Below are 15,729 nucleotides of genomic sequence, written 5' to 3'. Positions count from 1 at the left end.
GTGGCCGGTTGCGGCGGTGGTGGGCGTGATCGGCGGCATCCTGCTGGCGCTGGGGCAGGCGTGGGGCGTGGCGGCGCTGCTGGCCGGCGCGGGGCTGGTGCTGTGGCACGCCCGGCCGGTCCTACTGGCGCTGGTCGCGCTGGGCGGCGCGGCGGGCTGGGCGTCCGCGCACGCGGTGCTGACCCGCCCGAACCTCCTGACGCCGTGGTTCGGGGCGCAGGTGACGGTGCAGGGCGACTGGGACGGGCAGTTCCTGACCCTGCGGGACCCGCCCGCCCGCGTGACGCTGGCGCCGAAGCCCACGCAGGGGCCGGGGCGGCTGCGGGTGTCGGGCCGCCTGCTCGCCCCGGAGGGCCGCCGCACGCCGGGCGGGTTCGATCAGGCCGCGTGGTTCCGCGCGCAGGGGGGCCTGCTGAGCGTCATGCCGGGCGGCGCGCTCGTGGGCGCGCGGGTGCGGGAGTTCCAGCCGCAGGGCGGTCTGCGCGGCTGGTTCCGCCGGGGCCTGACCACGGGCCTGACCGAGCGGCAGGGCGCGCTGATGCAGGCCATCGAACTGGGCGACCGTGGGGACATCAGCCGCGAGCAGTTCAGCGAGGGTGAGGCCGTGCGGGACGCGTTCGCGCGGGCGGGGCTGGCGCACCTGATGGCGCTGTCCGGGCAGAACGTGGCGATCCTGACCGGTGCGCTGATCCTGCTGCTGACGCGGCTGGGCGCGGCCCCCGCGTGGCGGTTCGGGCTGCCGGTGCTGCTGCTCGGGCCGTACCTGCTGCTCGTGCAGTCCTCGGCGAGCATCACGCGGGCTGTACTGATGGGCGGCGCGGTGCTGCTGGCCCTGGCGCTGGGGCGCGGGCGGCCCGACCCGACCGGCGTGATCGCGCTGGCGGCGCTGGCGTGCCTGCTGCTGTTCCCGCTGTGGCTGACAGACGTAGGCTTCCAGCTGTCGTTCCTGGCGGTGCTGGCCCTGACGCAGTCCGACCGGGTGGCGGGACGGCTGCCGGAACGCTGGCCGCGCTGGCTGCGGCTGGGTCTCGCGGCGACCCTGCTGGCCGAGGCCGGGACGCTGCCAGTCATCGCGGGAACGTTCGGGCAGGTGCCGCTCGTGGGCCTGCCCGCGAACCTGCTGGCCGGGGCGATCATGGCCCTACTGGTCCCGCTGGGGTTCCTGGCGGGACTGCTGGGGCCGCTGGCCCTGCCGCTGAACGTGGTCAATGGCGTGCTGGCCGACGCGCTGCTGCTGGTCGCCCGGACCTTCGGGCAGGCCCCGGTCCTGAGCTGGGGGCAGGTGGGCGTGGGAGGACTGCTGGCGTACGGCGCGGCCGTGCTGGCCGGGTGGCTGTGGCTGCTGGGCCGCGTCCGCGCGCCCGCCGCGCTGGGCACGTGGCTGGCCTGCCTGCTGCTGACGACCCTGCCGGGACGACTGCACCCCGCGCGGGAGGTGGTCTTTCTGGATGTCGGGCAGGGGGACAGCACCCTGATCCGCCTGCCCCACCTGACGGTCCTCGTGGACGCCGGGGGTTCGGTGGGCAGTGACTACGACGTGGGCGCGCACACGGTCGTGCCCACCCTGCGGGCCCTGGGCGTGCGGAAACTGGACGTGCTCGTCGCCACGCACGCGGACACCGACCATATCGAGGGCGCCGCGAGCGTGCTGCGGCAGCTGCCGGTCGGGGAGGTCTGGATCGGGCAGCGCAAGACGGACGATCCGGTCCTGACCGCCGTGCTGCTGGCCGCGCAGGAGAGGCGCGTGCCGGTGCGCGAGGTTCGCCGGGGCGATCAGGTCACCTCCGACGGCGCCTCCCTGACCGTCCTGTGGCCCGCCGGGACCGCGTGGTCCACCGAGGACAACGACAACAGCGTCGCCCTGCGCCTGGAGTCGCGCGGGTGGCGGGCCGCGTTCCTGGGCGACCTCGCGGACCTCACCGAGGAGCGGCTGGGCGCCGGACCGCTGGACCTCCTGAAGGCCGCGCACCACGGCAGCCGCCACAGCACCGGCGCGGCCCTCCTGGGGCAGACCAGCCCCGCCGACACCGTGATCAGCGTGGGACGGAACACCTACGGGCACCCTCACCAGGACGTGCTGACCCGCCTGGCGCAGGTCCACTCGCGGGCGTGGCGCACCGATCAGCTGGGCACGATCCGCTGGCCTGTGCCGTGAGTGGGGGGTGGGGTGGTGGCAGTGGGTTGTGGGGTGCAGGCATGGGTCTGTTCCCACAACCTGCACCCCACAGCCCACAACCCCGCTTCAGTCGGCGGCGCTGACCTCGATCTTCTCGGCGCGCGGGGCGAGTCCGGTGCGGCCCTTCAGGGGCCGTTCGGGCAGGGCGATGGTCGCCAGGAACGCGAGGCCCACGAGCACGGCGGACACCAGGAACACCTGATCGATCGCGCCGGCCATGACGCCGCGCAGGGCATCCAGGATGGGCTGGAGCAGGTTCGCGTCGCCCAGTTGGCCCAGGCCCGCGCCGAGCTGCGCGGTGGCCTGCGGGCTGGTCAGCAGGTTCGGGTTGGCGATGGCATCCTGCACGGGGGCGGGCAGCGTGCGGGCCTGTTCGGGCAGCTGCGCGGCGAGGTTGGCGTTCAGGTGGGCGTTCACGAGCGCGCCGAACAGGCTGACGGCCAGGGTGCCGCCGATCTGCCGGAAGAACTGGTTGCCGCTGGTGGCGCTGCCCAGCTGTTCGCGCGGCGCGGCGTTCTGCACCGCCAGGGTCAGCTGGCTGTTCACGGGACCCAGGCCCAGACCCAGCAGGACCATGATGCCCACGGCGATCAGGATGGGGGTCGCGGTGCCCAGCGTACTGGCGAGCAGGAGCGCGCCGGTGGCGACGATCCCGCCGATCAGGATGAGGGTCTTGTAACGGCCGGTGCGGCTGACGACCTGCCCGCTGAGGGTGCTGGTGAGGATCATGCCGAACATCAGCGGCGCGAGGGCCAGACCGCTGCCGCTGGCGCTGCTGCCGCGCACGCCCTGCATGTACAGCGGGAGGTACAGGATCGCGGCGTACATGCCGGCGCTCGTCAGGAAGCCCGCGAGGGACGCGATGGCGATGCCCCGGTCCTTCAGGAGGCGCAGGTCGAGGATGGGGCGTTCCTGGCGGGCGCTGTGCCACGCGTACGCGCCGAACGTGACCAGGGTGGCGGCCAGCAGCCCGAGGATGGGGGCGCTGCCCCAGGCGTACGTGCCGCCGCCCCACGAGAGCGCCAGGGTCAGGGTGGTGACGGACACACCCAGCAGCAGCGCGCCCAGGGCGTCGAAGTGGCCGCGGGCGCCAGGGGCGGGCAGGCGGAAGTACCGCCAGATGAAGTACGCGGCGAGCAGCGCGAAGGGCAGGTTCACGAAGAACACGCTGCGCCAGCCCAGGTGGTCGGTCAGGAAGCCCCCGACCAGCGGCCCCACGACGGAGCTGACGCCCCACACGGCGCCGGTGTAACCCTGGTAACGGCCGCGTTCGATGGGCGTGAACAGGTCGGCAATGGCGGTGAAGCTCATGGCCATCAGGGTGCCGCCGCCGATGCCCTGCACGGCCCGCAGGATGATCAGCTGCTCCATGTTCTGCACGAAGCCCAGCAGCACACTGCCGAGGGTGAACACGGCGATGCCGAGCAGGATCAGTGGGCGGCGGCCATAGCGGTCGCTGATGGTCCCGACGATGGGAATCGTGATGGTGGTCGCCAGGGAGTACGCGGTGAACGCCCAGGCGTACAGGTGGAAGCCGCCCAGGTCGCTGATGACGCGGGGCATGGCGCTGCCGACAACCGTGAGGTTGAGGCTGGACAGGAACAGCACAGTCAGGATGCCCACGAACGCGAGGATCTTCTCCCGTTCGTTCAGGCCGCTGTGTGTGGGCGCGGCAGGGGTGGGGGTCATTGCGGGTCTCCGGGAGTGGGGCAGGGGGCGTGCAGGGCGGCGTCCAGGGCGGCCAGCGCGGTCAGCGCCGCCTGCACGCGCTCGGGGGGCAGGTGCCCGAAGTGCGCGTGGACGATGTCCTGCGCGACCGCGCGGGTACGGGCGCGGGTGGCCTGCCCGTCGGGCGTGAGTTCCAGGCGCTGCACCCGCAGGTCGCTGGGGTCGGTGACGCGGCGCACCAAGCCCGCCTGGACGAGCTTGGTGACCATGCGGGTCACGGTGGGCGCGGGGAGATTCTGAGCCTGCGCCACGGCGCCGGGCGTGTCGGCGCCGTCCATGACGCTGGCCAGCACAAGCAGTTCCTTGGTGTTCAGGCCCAGCGCGGTTTCCAGCGGCTCGTCCAGGACGTGGTGCACGCGCCGGGACAGCCGCAGGATCAGCCGGACGAGGCCGTACAGGTCGTCCACGACTGGGGTGGGGGTGAGGGTGGGACTTCCGTTCATTTCAGATGGAAGTATTTCAAATGGAAGGAGTTCTCGCCAGTGAGCAAGTGTTCATCCAGCGGGAACACCACAGGTCACACTTCAGGGGGCGACCGCGCTGACAGGTTCTCACTCCGCTCGTTTCATACGGGATGCAAGTGACTCGCTTCCAATGCGGTCACGGTCCGTTGTCCCCTCTCCCCCTGTGGGAGAGGGAGGGAGGAGCGAGGCGACGGAAGGGTGAGGGGCCACCGGGCGACTCCGAATGACGTGGCATCACTTGAATCCCGTATCAGAGGCCTTGAGGACATCCCTCAACGCCTCTGAAACCCACCGTCAGTGCTCGGCCAGCGGCACGCCCCTCACGGCCGCCCAGCCGTCCAGCATCTCCGAGAGGCGCACCCCGCCGCGCAGATGCGCGTCCAGCACGCCCGGCAGCCACGGCAGGGCGTCCCCCGGCAGGGCGTGCGGGTCGAACCACCCGACCTCGGAGGTCTTCTCCAGTGGTGTGGGCTCGCCCGCCCAGTCGCAGGTCAGGAAGAACACGTCCAGGCCCCCCATGCCGTCCAGGTCGTAGCGGCAGGCTCCCAGGCAGGTCAGGGCCGCCGGGTTCACGCGCAGGCCCACCTCCTCCAGCCCCTCGCGGGCCGCCGCCTGCGCCAGCGTCTCCCCCACCTCCACGTGCCCGCCCGGCAGGCCCCACAGCCCATCGGCGTACGACGACCCGGAGCGGCGGCCCAGCAGCACCCGCCCCGCATGGTCCTGCACGATCAGCCACGCCACCAGATGAAACGTCACGCGATCACCCGGGCCTCGCGCACGTCGCGCAACTGCTCGGTCAGGCGCGCCCCGCGCCGCAGGTGGGCGTCCAGCAGCGGCGCGATCCACGGCAGGGCGTCCGGGGGCAGCGCGTCGGGGGCAAACCAGGCGACCTCGGAGGTCTTGTGGAGCGGCTGCGGCTCGCCCTGCCAGAACCGCGCGCGGAACAGGAAATCCGTGCCCTGCGCGCCGTCCACCTCATAGCGGCGCACACCCAGCAGGGACAGCCCGGCCGGGTCGAGGGTCAGGCCCATCTCCTCCCAGACCTCGCGCGCGGCCGCCTCGGGCAGACCCTCGCCGCGCTCCACGCCGCCACCCGGCAGGCCCCACAGGCCATGCCCGTACGCCGAGCCGTCCCGGCGCCCGAGCAGCACGCGGCCCCCCTCATCCTGCATGACCACCCACACGAGCAGATTCCGCATGGCCCAGGGTGGCACGCGCCGCGCCCCGCAACCGCAACCGGTAACGCAGGACACCCCCAGCGCGGCGGCCTGCGCTATCCTCGTGCGTGCGTCACCGGGGGTGCCTGCCGAGATCGGCGGGCTGAGACTTACCCCAGGAACCTGATCCGGGTCATTCCGGCGGAGGGAGCGTGACCGGCCGCCCACACCCGTGGCGTAGGCCCACCGCTTCCCCTCGTGACGCGAGGGGACTTTCCTATGCGTACCACACTGACTGTACTTGCCGCACTCGCCGTCGCCAGCGCCTCCAGCGCCCAGACCACCCCAGCACAGACCACCCTGACCGTCATCACGCACGACTCGTTCGACGTGGACAAGAAACTCATCGCCGCGTTCGAGACGCAGAACCGGGCCAAGGTGCGCTTCATCAAGGGCGGCGACGCCGGGGAACTTCTGAACCGCCTGATCCTCACCCGCCGCGCCCCCATCGGCGACGTGGTGTACGGCCTGGACAACAGCCTGCTGCCCCGCGCCCGGCAGGCCGGTATTCTCCAGCCGTACAGGAGCCCCGCGCTGTCCCGCGTGCCCGCCGCGTACCGCCTGGGCGACGACGGCCTGCTGAACACCGTCGATTACGGCTTCGTGGCCCTGAACTACGACCGCGCGTGGTTCGAGAAGAACAAGGTCGCACTGCCCAAAACCCTCGACGACCTGAAAACCCCCGCCTACGCCAAACTCACGGTCGTGCAGAGTCCCGCCACGAGCAGCCCCGGCCTCGCGTTCCTGCTGGCCACCGTCAACCACTACGGCGAGGCGGGCGCGTGGCAGTGGTGGCGCGCCGCCCGCGCGGGCGGCATGAAAGTCACGCGCGGCTGGAGTGACGCGTACTACAAGGACTTCACCAAGAACGGCGGCAGGTACCCCATCGTGCTGTCCTACGCCAGTAGCCCCGCCGCGGAAGTCTTCTACGCCGACGGTTTCAACCCCGCCAAACTTCCCGCGCAGGCCCCCACCGCCAACCTGTTCCTGCCCGGCAGCACCTACACGCAGCTGGAAGGCGTGGGCATCCTGAAAGGCACCAAACAGGCCGCCCTCGCCCGGAAATTCGTGGACTTCATGCTGAGCGCCCCCGTCCAGACCGACATCCCCACCCGCATGTGGATCTACCCCGCCGTGAAGGGCACCCCCCTGAACCCCGTGTTCACCTTCGCGCAGCAGCCCCAGGCCGCCACCGTGAAAGCCGACATTGCCGCCAACCCCCAGCGCCTCGTGGACGCGTGGGTCACGCAGGTGCTGCGCGCGCGGTGAGGGGAGTGGGGAGTGGGAAGTAGGAAGTGGGAACACAGGCTGCTGCGCAGGACCCCTCAGTCAGCTGCGCTGACAGCTCCCCTCCCTGCGGGCTCTGCGAGTCAAGGGGAGCCTGCACACACGCTTTCGCCTGAGCTGAAAAAGTAGAACCTGCCGACATGCACCAAGCCTTCCTGCCCCTCTACCGTCATGGCCCACGAGCCGTCGTGCGCGAAGCGCGCGGGCCATCGGCGATGCCGGAGGATGGCGTCGAGGCCGGACACGTCACCGCCCCAAGAAAGCCCGCCGCGTCAGTCGAATCTCTTGCCGAGCGCAGCGACTGCTCCCCCGTCCCCCCTGGGGAAGGGGGCTGGGGGGTGGGGCAGCCCGCCGCAGGCGCCCTCCAATGAACAGCACGAAACTCCAGGGCTGGCTCCTCGCCCTGCCCGGCCTGATCTTCGTGGCACTCTGCCTCGTCCTCCCCCTGGCCAGAACGCTGCGCGAGGGTGGCGTGACCCTGGACGTGTGGCGTGACCCGTACTTTCAGGGTCGCCTCGCGTGGACCCTGACGCAGGCGAGCGTGACGGCGGGCGTGGCGGCGTTGATCGGGGTGCCGCTGGCGTTTCTGCTGTCGCGGTTCGAGGTGCGGGGGAAGGGGTTGTTCCTGCGCCTGCTGTTGTTGCCGTTCGTGACGCCGACGCTGGTGGCGGTGCTGGGGCTGAGTGCATTGCTGGGCCCGCAGGGGTGGGTGACGCGCCTGACCGGGGTGGACCTGAGTGACACGCCGACGTTGCTGGTGCTGGGGAACCTGTTCTTCAACGTGCCGGTGCTGGTGCGCCTGAGTTACGCGGGGTTCGCGCGGGTGCCGGGGAACGTGGTGGGGGCGGCGCGGTCGCTGGGGGCGTCGGCGTGGCGGGCGGCGCTGGGCGTGGCGTTGCCCTTAGCGCTACCGGGGGTGCTGGCGGGGGTGGTGCTGGTGTTCCTGTACTCGGCGTTGAGTTTCGGGTTGCCGCTGGCGCTGGGCGGCGAGCGGTTCGCGACGCTGGAGGTGGAGATCTACACGCTGACGGCGCTGCAGCTGCGCCTGTCGGAGGCGAGTGCCCTGATCGTGGGCCAGCTGGGCTTCACGCTGCTGGCGACCTGGGCGTACGTGGCGCTGTCGCGGGGTGGAGTGGGGGTTCCGTCGGGTGGCCTGCCGCGCGCGCGGGGCGGGGCGCGGGCCGCGCTGCTGGGGCTGGGTGGGGTGGTGACGCTCGTGTGCTTCGCGCCGCTGGTCGCGGTGGTGGTGCGGGGCGTGCTGGGCACGTCGGGGTTCACGCTGGCGTACTGGCAGGGCGTACTGGCGGACGAAGCGACGCCGCTGCTCGTGTGGAACACGCTGCGCTTCGGGCTGATGGCCCTGGCGGGCGCCACGCTGCTGGGCGGGCTGTACGCGCTGGGCGCGTGGCGGGCCGGGTCGCGGGCGCTGGACCTGGTGTCGCTGCTGCCGCTGATGATCTCCCCGGTCAGCCTCGCCGTCGGATACCTGCTGGCGTACCCGGTGCTGGCCGCCACGCTGCCCATGCTGATCGCGGCGTACACGCTGCTGGCGTGGCCGCTGGTGGTGCGCTCGCTGCTGCCCACGCTGCGGGCCATACCGCCGCGGCTGTTCGAGGCGGCCCGTTCCCTGGGCGCCACGCGCGGCGCGGCGTTCCGGTCCGTCACGGTGCCGCTGGCCTTCCCGGCCGTGCGGGGCGGCGGGGCGCTGGCCCTGGCGACCGTTCTGGGCGAGTTCGGCGCGACCCTGGTCCTCACGCGGCCCGAATGGGCCACCCTCAGCACCGGGCTGTACGAACGCCTGGGCCGCCCCGGTGAACGCAACCTCGGTGAGGCCTGCGCGCTGGCGACCACACTCCTCATCCTCGCCACGCTGGCCTTCACGCTGCTGGACGGCGGCGAGGGCGAGGTCACATGAGAGAATTCGGCATGACCGATCCTCTGCCCGCGCAGCTGTCCGCGTTCATTCAGACGCATGGGATCAGGGTGGATCCGGACTTCAGCCTGCACGCCAGCGGGGTGCATTCGGTCGTGAACTGCGTGTTCAGCGCGCAGGCCCGCTTCGAGGTCGTGGTGCTGCCCCTGCTGGCGCGGTTGAATGACCGGCTGCCGGAAGTGCCCGGGCTGACCTTCCAGGCTTTCGTGGAGGACGTGGATTCGCTGGGCGTGCAGGCGTATGCCAAAGAGGTGCTCTGTAACCGCCAGCAGCTCTCGGGGCGCCTGAAGGTGGATGTCGCGCGTGACGTGGCTGCGTTCTTCGTCCGGCACGGCGTTCAGACCGTGGGCGATTTCCGACTGCTGGACGACGAGACCGCCGAGCAGCTGGTACTGGTCGAGCTGGTGCAGGAGGTCAGAGGCATTGGGCCGACACTGGCGCATTACCTGCTGTGGCTCATGGGCCGCGAGGATCACGTGAAGGTGGATTCGCTGCTGACTCGCCTGTTCGCCCGGATCGGTGACTGGCAGCCTCGTATGGGGAACGACGCCGACCGCGCCCGCATCACGGCCGCCATCCGCGCGGTGGCCGCCGAACTGGGCACGACGCCCGCCCGCCTCGATAATGCCCTGTGGCAGTTCGAGAGTCGCCCGAAAGAGGGCAAGTGACCGATCTGCCCTCAGCCCCTGCCCTGTCCCTCTCTGGTATCCGCAAGTCGTTTGGTGGGGTGGCAGCGGTGCGTGGTGTGTCGCTGGATGTGGCGGCAGGTGAGACGGTGGCGCTGCTGGGCCCGAGTGGGTGCGGGAAGAGCACGGTACTGCGGGTGGTGGCAGGCCTGGAGCGGCCGGACGCGGGGTCGGTGGCGGTGGCGGGGCGGGACGTGACGGGCCTGCCGCCGGAGGCGCGTGGGGTGGGGCTGGTGTTTCAGGATTACGCGCTGTTCCCGCATCTGAGTGTGCTGGGCAACGTGGCGTACGGACCGCGGGTACGGGGGGCGAGGCGCGCGGTGGCGGAGGCGCGGGCGCGCGAGGCGCTGGCGCTGGTGGATCTGCCGGGACTGGAGGCGCGCCGTCCGGCGGGGCTGTCGGGTGGGCAGGCGCAGCGGGTGGCGCTGGCGCGGGCGCTGGCGACGGGGGCGCCGCTGCTGCTGCTGGATGAGCCGATGTCGAACCTGGACGAGCGGCTGCGCGCGGAGCTGCGCGCTGGGTTGCGGTCGCTGTTCGCGCGGGTGGGGGCGGGCGTGCTGCTGGTCACGCACGATCAGCGGGAAGCGCGGGCCCTGGCTGGGCGCGTGGCGGTCATGCGGGCTGGGGAACTCGTGCAGGTGGGGCACACGGAGGAGGTGTTCGCGCGGCCCGCGACGGCGTGGGTGGCGGCGTTCCTGGGCGAGGTGAATCTGCTGCCGGACGGGCCGGGCTGGGTACGCTTCGTGCCGGGGGAGGCGTTGCGGCCCGGTGTGGGTGAGTGGTGGCCGGTGGTGGCGCGGCAGCCGGTAGAGGGGGGTGTGCAGGTGACGGTCGCGCACGCCTGGGGGCCGCTGTCCCTGACGCTGAGTGCGCGGGAGGCGGCGGCGCTGGACGGTGACCGCCTGCGCCTGAGCGTGGACGAGTCGGGCGTGCGGCGTCTGCCGGAGGACCGGGCGTGATCGCGTGGGTGCTGGTGGGGGGGCGGCTGGTGGATTCGCCGCTGCTGGCGGCGCTGCCCCGCCCGGACGTGGTGGTCGCGGCGGATGGTGGGGCGCGGCACGCGGCGCTGCTGGGCATGTGGGGCGTTGGCGTGCGGGTGGACGTGTGGGTGGGGGATTTCGACTCGTCGGCGGGCGTGTTCGTGGACGCCCCGCGTGAGGTGCATCCGGCGGCGAAGGACGAGACGGACGCGGAACTGGCGATCCGCGTGGCGCGCGAGCGGGGCGCGACGGAACTGATGCTGCTGGGTGCGTTCGGCGGGCGCTTCGATCACACGCTGGCGCTGGCGCTGCTGGCCCTGCGCCTGACGGAACGCGAGGGCCTGCGCGTGACCCTGAGCAGCGGGGACGAGTGGGGCTGGCCGCTGACGCCCGCCTCTCCCCTGTCGCTGGAGGTGCCGCGCGGCGCGACCCTGAGCGTGCTGGCCGTGACCGACCTGCGCGGCCTGAGCCTGGGCGGGGTGCGCTGGCCGCTGGACCACGCGGATATTCCGCTGGGGAGCGGCTGGACGGTCAGCAACGAGGCGCTGGGCGGCACGGTGACCGCCTCGCTGCGGGAAGGCCGCGCCCTCGTGACGCTGCTCCCCACCCTGCCGGAGTAAGGCAAGGGGAGCACCCCGAACCGGAATGCCCCCTCTGTTCCCACTCCCTACTGCCTACACCCCACTGCCCTCATACGGGTTCCGTCTGTTTCGTTGACAACCCGGAACGACACCGGGTTGCCAACTCCACGCCCGGAACCCGTTTTGCTCCCACTCGCTCTGCTCGGGTTGAACGGCTTTGTAAGCCATTCAACCGGATTCCGTATCAGTTCGCGGGGCAGGCGTCCACGCCGGGGCGGGTGCCGCGCGTGAATGGGCAGCCGTAGTTCGGGTCGGCCAGCACGACAGGGGTAGTGACGTCGTCCCCGGCGGGTTTCGCGCCGCCCGCCTCCCATTTCACGAGGTCGTTGAAACCTTCGACGAGTTCGGGTCCGGTGAATTCGCAGTGTCCGGCGGCGCGGATGGCGCGCTGCACGAGGCGGTCGCCGTTCCCGGCGGCAGTGACGGCGGCGCGGTACAACTGCTGGTGTTTGAAGGGTACATAGAAGTCCCCGGTGGTGTGCAGGGTCAGGACGGGCACGCTGATCTCGCCGTTCACGCGGGGCAGGTAGCGCACCTTGCCGGTCAGGGTGGGGTTGGGGTCCTGGGCGGGGGTAACGCGCACGAGGCCCGCGTTGAAGGCGGTCTCGGCGGCGGTGGGGGTTGCGCCGGTCGTCCAGCGGTAGGTGGTGGTGGCGTTGCCGTAGATGTTGCGCGGCAGGATGCCGGTGATGGTGCCGTCGGCGCCGCCGGTGCCCAGCACGGCCTTCTGCCAGTACCCGGCGCGGAAGCCCAGTTCGAAGGCGGGACGGGGGCCGCCGGTGAGGTGACGGGCGATCTCGCGCAGTTTGGCGCCCTGGGTGGCGTTCTCCTGCCACAGGGGGTCGGTGGTGCTGGTGAACAGTGCCCCCAGGATGTCAGGGAGCAGCGCGCGGTACGTGTCGCTGCCCTGCGGGAAGGTCTTCGGGCCGACCCCGGCGAGCTGCGCGGCGGCCAGGGTGTAGTCCCCGAGCCACTGGAATTCGTAGTCCTCGTCCATGACGCCGCAGACGGGCATGGCGGCGGCGTAGGTGGTTCTGTTCTTCGCGGTCTGGGCCGTTTCCTTCTCGACGGCGGCGCCCGCCACGTGCCCGCCCATGCTGACGCCCATGATCAGGGTCTTGGTGGGTTTCGCCCGGCCGGTCAGGGTCGGGAAGGCGTTGGCCAGGGCGTTGGTGTCCTCCACGCCGGCCTGCACGTCGTAGTAGTTGGCGCTGTAGGAACTGGCGGCCCAGGCGTACCCGAGGCTCAGCCAGTAGGCGCGCAGGGCGGGCGCCTGGACTTTCAGGTCCGGGCCGTCCCCGGCGTAGCCGTGGGCGTACATGATCAGCTGGCCGTTCCAGGTGGCGGGAACCTCGATGGCGTACGCGGCGTCGCCGTGCAGGCCGGGCATGACGCCCTGGTAGATGCTCGCGCCGGTCAGGGCGGTGAAGGTGGGGGTCACGGCCTTGAAGGTGCGGGTGTCGTGCGGGCGGCTCTGGGTGGGGAGGGTAGTGCGGGTGCAGGCGGACAGGGTCAGGACGGCGAGCAGGCAGGCGGTCATGGAACGCTTCATGGAACTCCTTGGGCGCGCGGGGGCGCCGGGGTGGGTTGTGCTGGTCTGCCCTGACTGTATACCCGGGAACCGCCGCGGGGCTCCTCACGTAGTGGGTGGGTATGAGATCAAGTGGCAGAGGATGGGGGTGCGGGTGTCTGGGCTGCGGCGGGGGCACGCTGCTGGTGCTGGCGCTGCTGGGCGGCCTGGCGTGGTTCCTGGTGATTCAGCCTGCGCGGGCGTTCCTGGCGAACTGGCAGACGCCCACCACGCAGACCCAGAGTGGACCGGCGCAGAGTGGGCAGGCACAGGGTGGGGGGACGGTCACGCCGCCCGCCCCGACCGGGAACGTGAACGCGGCCCTGACGAAGACGGACGTGCAGAAGTTCGTGCGGGTGCGCCGACAGGTGCAGCAGGCGATGGGCTCGTCGTTCACCGGGGTGCAGCAGGTGTGGACGGACATCCAGAACGGGCAGAACCCGAACCTGTTCCAGATGATGACCGTGCTGCGCGAGGTGGGCGGCAGCGTCGGCGCGGCCCGGCAGGCGCAGGCGGCCGCCCTGAACGCGGAGAACATGAGCGCGGAACGGTACGCGGCCGTGCGCGCGGGCGTGAACCGCGCGCTGGGCGTGCCGAGCATCGACTTCTCGCAGGCGGCGCAGTCCCTGCAGAACGGGCAGCTGCCGGACCTGAACCGCGACGTGCAGACCGGCACCGCGCAGGAACGCGCCCTCGTGCAGCCCTTCCAGCGGGAACTGTCCGAGACGGTCGCGCTGGGCCTGCTCGGCCTGTAACGGGTCCTCGGGACCCGGGCGCCCTCCGCGTGGGGCGCCCGGGTCCTGTCCTGCCGTCAGACGGTCTGGTCGCGGCGGGGCGCGGCGTACAGCAGCGCCTGGGCCAGGGCGGCCGGGTCGTGGCGGGCCTGCCCGGGGTGCAGCAGGGGCAGGATCACGCTGCGGCCGCGCAGGTCGCGGCTGGCACCGCTGAGGCTCAGCAGGTGGGCGCCCTCGGCGGCGTAGCGGGCGATCACGTCCCGGGGCGGAACGGCGTTGTTCACCAGCACGCAGTCGGGGGTGCGGCCCAGGTGGCGGGTGATGGCCTGCACGTGCGCCTCCAGGGTCAGGTCGTCGGTCTCGCCGGGTTCGGTCATCAGGCTCGCCACGTAGATCAGCGGCGCGGGGGTCTGCCGCAGAGCCTGCGCGACGGCGGGTACGAGCAGCGCGGGAATGATGCTGGTGTACAGGCTGCCGGGGCCCAGGACGATCTGGTCGGCGTCCCGGATGGCCTGCACGACCTCGGGCAGGGCGGGCAGGTCGGGCGGGTCGAGGGTCACATGGTCGATGCGGGACGGACTGACCTGCGTGGCGAACTGACTCTCGCCGCGCACAGTGCGGCCGTCTTTCAGGTGGGCGACCAGGGTGGGGGGCTGGGTGGCGGCGGGGTACACGCGGCCGCGGATGCGCAGCACCTCATGAATGTCGAGCATGGCGTCGCTGAGGCTGCCTTCCTGCTCGCTCAGCGTGGCGAGCATCAGGTTGCCGAAGGTATGCCCCTGGATGCCGTCCCCGCGCGCGAAGCGGTGCAGCAGGAGGCGGGCCATGACGGGACTGTCGCTCAGGGCGGCGTAGCAGTCGGTCAGGTCGCCAGGGGCGATCATGTCCAGGGACTGGCGCAGGCGGCCGCTGCTGCCGCCGTCGTCGGCGACGGTGACGATGGCAGTGGTGTTCCCGGTGTGGACGCGCAGACCTGACAGGAGGTTGGACATGCCGGTGCCGCCGCCCAGGGTCACGATGCGCGGGCCGCGGGACAGGTGGCGGTTCTGGTACATGAGGTCCACGGCCTGTTCGGGGGCGGTGCCGGTGCCGCGCAGCACCGAGCGGTTGAGCATCATGATGCTCCACAGCGCCCCGATCAGCGCGAGCAGCATCAGGACGACGCCGCCCACGTACAGCGGCATGACCTCCGGGCGGATCAGGGCGTTGACCCACAGGATCCAGCGGGTCGCGGTGAAGTGCAGCGGGCCGGTCCAGGTGAAGTGCAGCACGCCCACCGCGCCGATCAGGGTGCAGATGACGAACAGCGCCAGCCACCGTTTGACGCCCAGGCCGGGGGACATCCACATGCGGGCGCGGCGGCCGGCGTGCTGGCCACGCGCGAGCAGTTCGCGGCGGCGGGTCTCCGGTGGAGCGCGGTGCGGGAGTGGCGGGTCACTCATGGGGGTCTTTCATGTCGCGGTGATCCATGATACCGACATTCAGGTCCTTCAGGTCGTGCGCGAGCCGCGCGGCGACGGCGACGCTGCGGTGCTGCCCGCCGGTGCAGCCGATCGCGACGGTGTACCCGTGGCGGCCCGTGGTGCGGGCGCGTTCGGCGGCGACGCGCACGAAGTCGCGCAGGTCGGCGTAGAACTGCTCGCTGGCCTCGCCCTGGAAGGCGTAGGCGGCGACCTCGGGGTCCAGGCCGGTGCGGGGGCGCAGTTCCGGGTCGTAGTAGGGGTTGGGGAGACTGCGGACGTCCAGCACGAGGTCCGCGTCGCGGGGCGGGGCGTGCTTGAACCCGAAGGACATCAGGCGCAGGTGGAAGTCGTGTTCCAGCCGGAAGACCCGCAGGACCTGCGCGGCGAGGTCCTTGGCGCTCAGGGCGGTCGTGTCGATCACGGTGTCCGCGATGGAGCGCAGCGGGGCGAGCAGTTCGCGTTCCCGCGCGAAGTCGAACATCAGGTTCTCCCCGAGTGGATGCTCGCGGCGGGTGAAGTTGTAGCGTTTGAGCAGCACGTCGTCGTTCGCTTCGAGGAACAGGACGCGCAGGTCCTCGCGGCGGCGCGAGAGGCGCACGTAGCTGTCCTCCAGCGCGCCCATGAAGTCGCGGGTGCGGACGTCGGTGCTGATGGCCACGCGGGTCAGGCCGCGGGCGTGCACGAGGTCGTGCATGGCGCCCCACAGTTCGGGCGGGAGGTTGTCCGTGATGAAGAACCCGGCGTCTTCCAGGGTTCGCAGCGCGGTGCTTTTTCCACTGCCGGACAGACCGGACACGACGACAAACGGCATGGGTGCAGTGTAGCCCGCGCCTGCCGGGCGTCCCGTGAC

At 71.6% G+C, this 15,729-nt stretch carries 14 protein-coding genes and 1 riboswitch; of the genes, 7 read left to right on the top strand and 7 right to left on the bottom strand.

Going from position 1 to position 15,729, the window contains the following annotated elements; genetic code table 11:
- The first annotated feature begins 16 nt into the window (after positions 1 to 16).
- Positions 17 to 2,155 carry a DNA internalization-related competence protein ComEC/Rec2 gene (locus SY84_RS13895; protein ID WP_081424610.1) on the top strand — a complete coding sequence of 713 codons (2,139 nt, stop codon included), beginning with the start codon at positions 17 to 19 and terminating at the stop codon, positions 2,153 to 2,155.
- Positions 2,156 to 2,242: 87 nt separating this feature from the next.
- On the opposite strand, the gene SY84_RS13890 is transcribed toward SY84_RS13895, so the two are convergent.
- The 4 genes from SY84_RS13890 to SY84_RS13875 all read right to left on the bottom strand — a co-directional run bounded on the left by SY84_RS13890 (position 2,243) and on the right by SY84_RS13875 (position 5,567).
- The gene (locus tag SY84_RS13890; RefSeq protein WP_046844499.1) at positions 2,243 to 3,865 is read right to left on the bottom strand and encodes an MDR family MFS transporter; all 1,623 of its coding nucleotides are present in this window, start codon (positions 3,863 to 3,865) and stop codon (positions 2,243 to 2,245) included.
- On the bottom strand, positions 3,862 to 4,347 hold the full coding sequence (locus SY84_RS13885; RefSeq protein WP_046844498.1) for a MarR family winged helix-turn-helix transcriptional regulator: 486 nt from the start codon (positions 4,345 to 4,347) through the stop codon (positions 3,862 to 3,864). Before SY84_RS13885 ends, SY84_RS13890 begins: the two co-directional genes overlap by 4 nt.
- Positions 4,348 to 4,662: 315 nt before the next feature.
- Positions 4,663 to 5,124, bottom strand: a complete 462-nt coding sequence (locus SY84_RS13880) for an NUDIX domain-containing protein (RefSeq protein WP_046844497.1) — start codon at positions 5,122 to 5,124, stop codon at positions 4,663 to 4,665.
- Positions 5,121 to 5,567, bottom strand: a complete 447-nt coding sequence (locus SY84_RS13875; RefSeq protein WP_046844496.1) for an NUDIX domain-containing protein — start codon at positions 5,565 to 5,567, stop codon at positions 5,121 to 5,123. The genes SY84_RS13880 and SY84_RS13875 overlap by 4 nt, the downstream gene beginning before the upstream one ends.
- An 86-nt stretch (positions 5,568 to 5,653) precedes the next feature.
- A riboswitch (TPP riboswitch) is annotated at positions 5,654 to 5,753 on the top strand.
- 51 nt (positions 5,754 to 5,804) lie between these two features.
- Between SY84_RS13875 and SY84_RS13870 the strand changes: the two genes are divergently transcribed.
- The 5 genes from SY84_RS13870 (at position 5,805) to SY84_RS13850 (ending at position 11,091) form a co-directional block, all read left to right on the top strand.
- The gene (locus tag SY84_RS13870) at positions 5,805 to 6,854 is read left to right on the top strand and encodes a thiamine ABC transporter substrate-binding protein (protein WP_046844495.1); all 1,050 of its coding nucleotides are present in this window, start codon (positions 5,805 to 5,807) and stop codon (positions 6,852 to 6,854) included.
- A 385-nt stretch (positions 6,855 to 7,239) separates the two neighbouring features.
- A complete protein-coding gene (locus SY84_RS13865) occupies positions 7,240 to 8,787 on the top strand; it encodes an ABC transporter permease (protein WP_046844494.1) in 1,548 nt (515 codons plus the stop codon).
- Positions 8,788 to 8,798: 11 nt separating this feature from the next.
- Positions 8,799 to 9,473, top strand: a complete 675-nt coding sequence (locus SY84_RS13860) for a hypothetical protein (RefSeq protein ID WP_046844493.1) — start codon at positions 8,799 to 8,801, stop codon at positions 9,471 to 9,473.
- 5 nt (positions 9,474 to 9,478) lie between these two features.
- The gene (locus tag SY84_RS13855; protein ID WP_162200808.1) at positions 9,479 to 10,450 is read left to right on the top strand and encodes an ABC transporter ATP-binding protein; all 972 of its coding nucleotides are present in this window, start codon (positions 9,479 to 9,481) and stop codon (positions 10,448 to 10,450) included.
- Positions 10,447 to 11,091: a thiamine diphosphokinase gene (locus tag SY84_RS13850; RefSeq protein ID WP_046844491.1), complete on the top strand. Its 645-nt coding sequence runs from the start codon at positions 10,447 to 10,449 to the stop codon at positions 11,089 to 11,091. The genes SY84_RS13855 and SY84_RS13850 overlap by 4 nt, the downstream gene beginning before the upstream one ends.
- 205 nt (positions 11,092 to 11,296) lie before the next feature.
- On the opposite strand, the gene SY84_RS13845 is transcribed toward SY84_RS13850, so the two are convergent.
- Positions 11,297 to 12,652: an alpha/beta hydrolase gene (locus tag SY84_RS13845; RefSeq protein WP_046844490.1), complete on the bottom strand. Its 1,356-nt coding sequence runs from the start codon at positions 12,650 to 12,652 to the stop codon at positions 11,297 to 11,299.
- Positions 12,653 to 12,828: 176 nt separating this feature from the next.
- Here SY84_RS13845 and SY84_RS13840 point away from each other — a divergent pair, with 176 nt between their 5' ends.
- The gene (locus SY84_RS13840; RefSeq protein WP_245621349.1) at positions 12,829 to 13,437 is read left to right on the top strand and encodes a hypothetical protein; all 609 of its coding nucleotides are present in this window, start codon (positions 12,829 to 12,831) and stop codon (positions 13,435 to 13,437) included.
- Positions 13,438 to 13,493: 56 nt separating this feature from the next.
- Here the strand turns inward: SY84_RS13840 and SY84_RS13835 are convergent, their stop codons facing one another.
- Positions 13,494 to 14,858 (bottom strand): gluconeogenesis factor YvcK family protein, encoded by a 1,365-nt coding sequence (locus SY84_RS13835; protein WP_081424609.1) that lies wholly within the window; start codon positions 14,856 to 14,858, stop codon positions 13,494 to 13,496.
- On the bottom strand, positions 14,851 to 15,690 hold the full coding sequence (rapZ, locus tag SY84_RS13830; RefSeq protein ID WP_046844488.1) for an RNase adapter RapZ: 840 nt from the start codon (positions 15,688 to 15,690) through the stop codon (positions 14,851 to 14,853). The genes SY84_RS13835 and rapZ overlap by 8 nt, the downstream gene beginning before the upstream one ends.
- Positions 15,691 to 15,729: the final 39 nt, after the last annotated feature.

Source organism: Deinococcus soli (ex Cha et al. 2016), assembly GCF_001007995.1.
Classification (GTDB): Bacteria; Deinococcota; Deinococci; order Deinococcales; family Deinococcaceae; genus Deinococcus; species Deinococcus soli.
The sequence above is the reverse complement of the archived record's forward strand: the minus strand, read 5'-3'. Positions and strand labels throughout refer to the sequence as shown.

What these genes read in the sequence shown, in the direction of transcription:
- SY84_RS13870 (WP_046844495.1), top strand. Translation starts at nt 5,805, where the DNA reads ATGCGTACCACACTGACTGTACTTGCCGCACTCGCCGTCGCCAGCGCC.
- rapZ (WP_046844488.1), bottom strand. Translation starts at nt 15,690, where the DNA reads ATGCCGTTTGTCGTCGTGTCCGGTCTGTCCGGCAGTGGAAAAAGCACC.
- SY84_RS13890 (WP_046844499.1), bottom strand. Translation starts at nt 3,865, where the DNA reads ATGACCCCCACCCCTGCCGCGCCCACACACAGCGGCCTGAACGAACGG.
- SY84_RS13835 (WP_081424609.1), bottom strand. Translation starts at nt 14,858, where the DNA reads ATGAGTGACCCGCCACTCCCGCACCGCGCTCCACCGGAGACCCGCCGC.
- SY84_RS13885 (WP_046844498.1), bottom strand. Translation starts at nt 4,347, where the DNA reads ATGAACGGAAGTCCCACCCTCACCCCCACCCCAGTCGTGGACGACCTG.
- SY84_RS13865 (WP_046844494.1), top strand. Translation starts at nt 7,240, where the DNA reads ATGAACAGCACGAAACTCCAGGGCTGGCTCCTCGCCCTGCCCGGCCTG.
- SY84_RS13875 (WP_046844496.1), bottom strand. Translation starts at nt 5,567, where the DNA reads ATGCGGAATCTGCTCGTGTGGGTGGTCATGCAGGATGAGGGGGGCCGC.
- SY84_RS13860 (WP_046844493.1), top strand. Translation starts at nt 8,799, where the DNA reads ATGACCGATCCTCTGCCCGCGCAGCTGTCCGCGTTCATTCAGACGCAT.
- SY84_RS13845 (WP_046844490.1), bottom strand. Translation starts at nt 12,652, where the DNA reads ATGACCGCCTGCCTGCTCGCCGTCCTGACCCTGTCCGCCTGCACCCGC.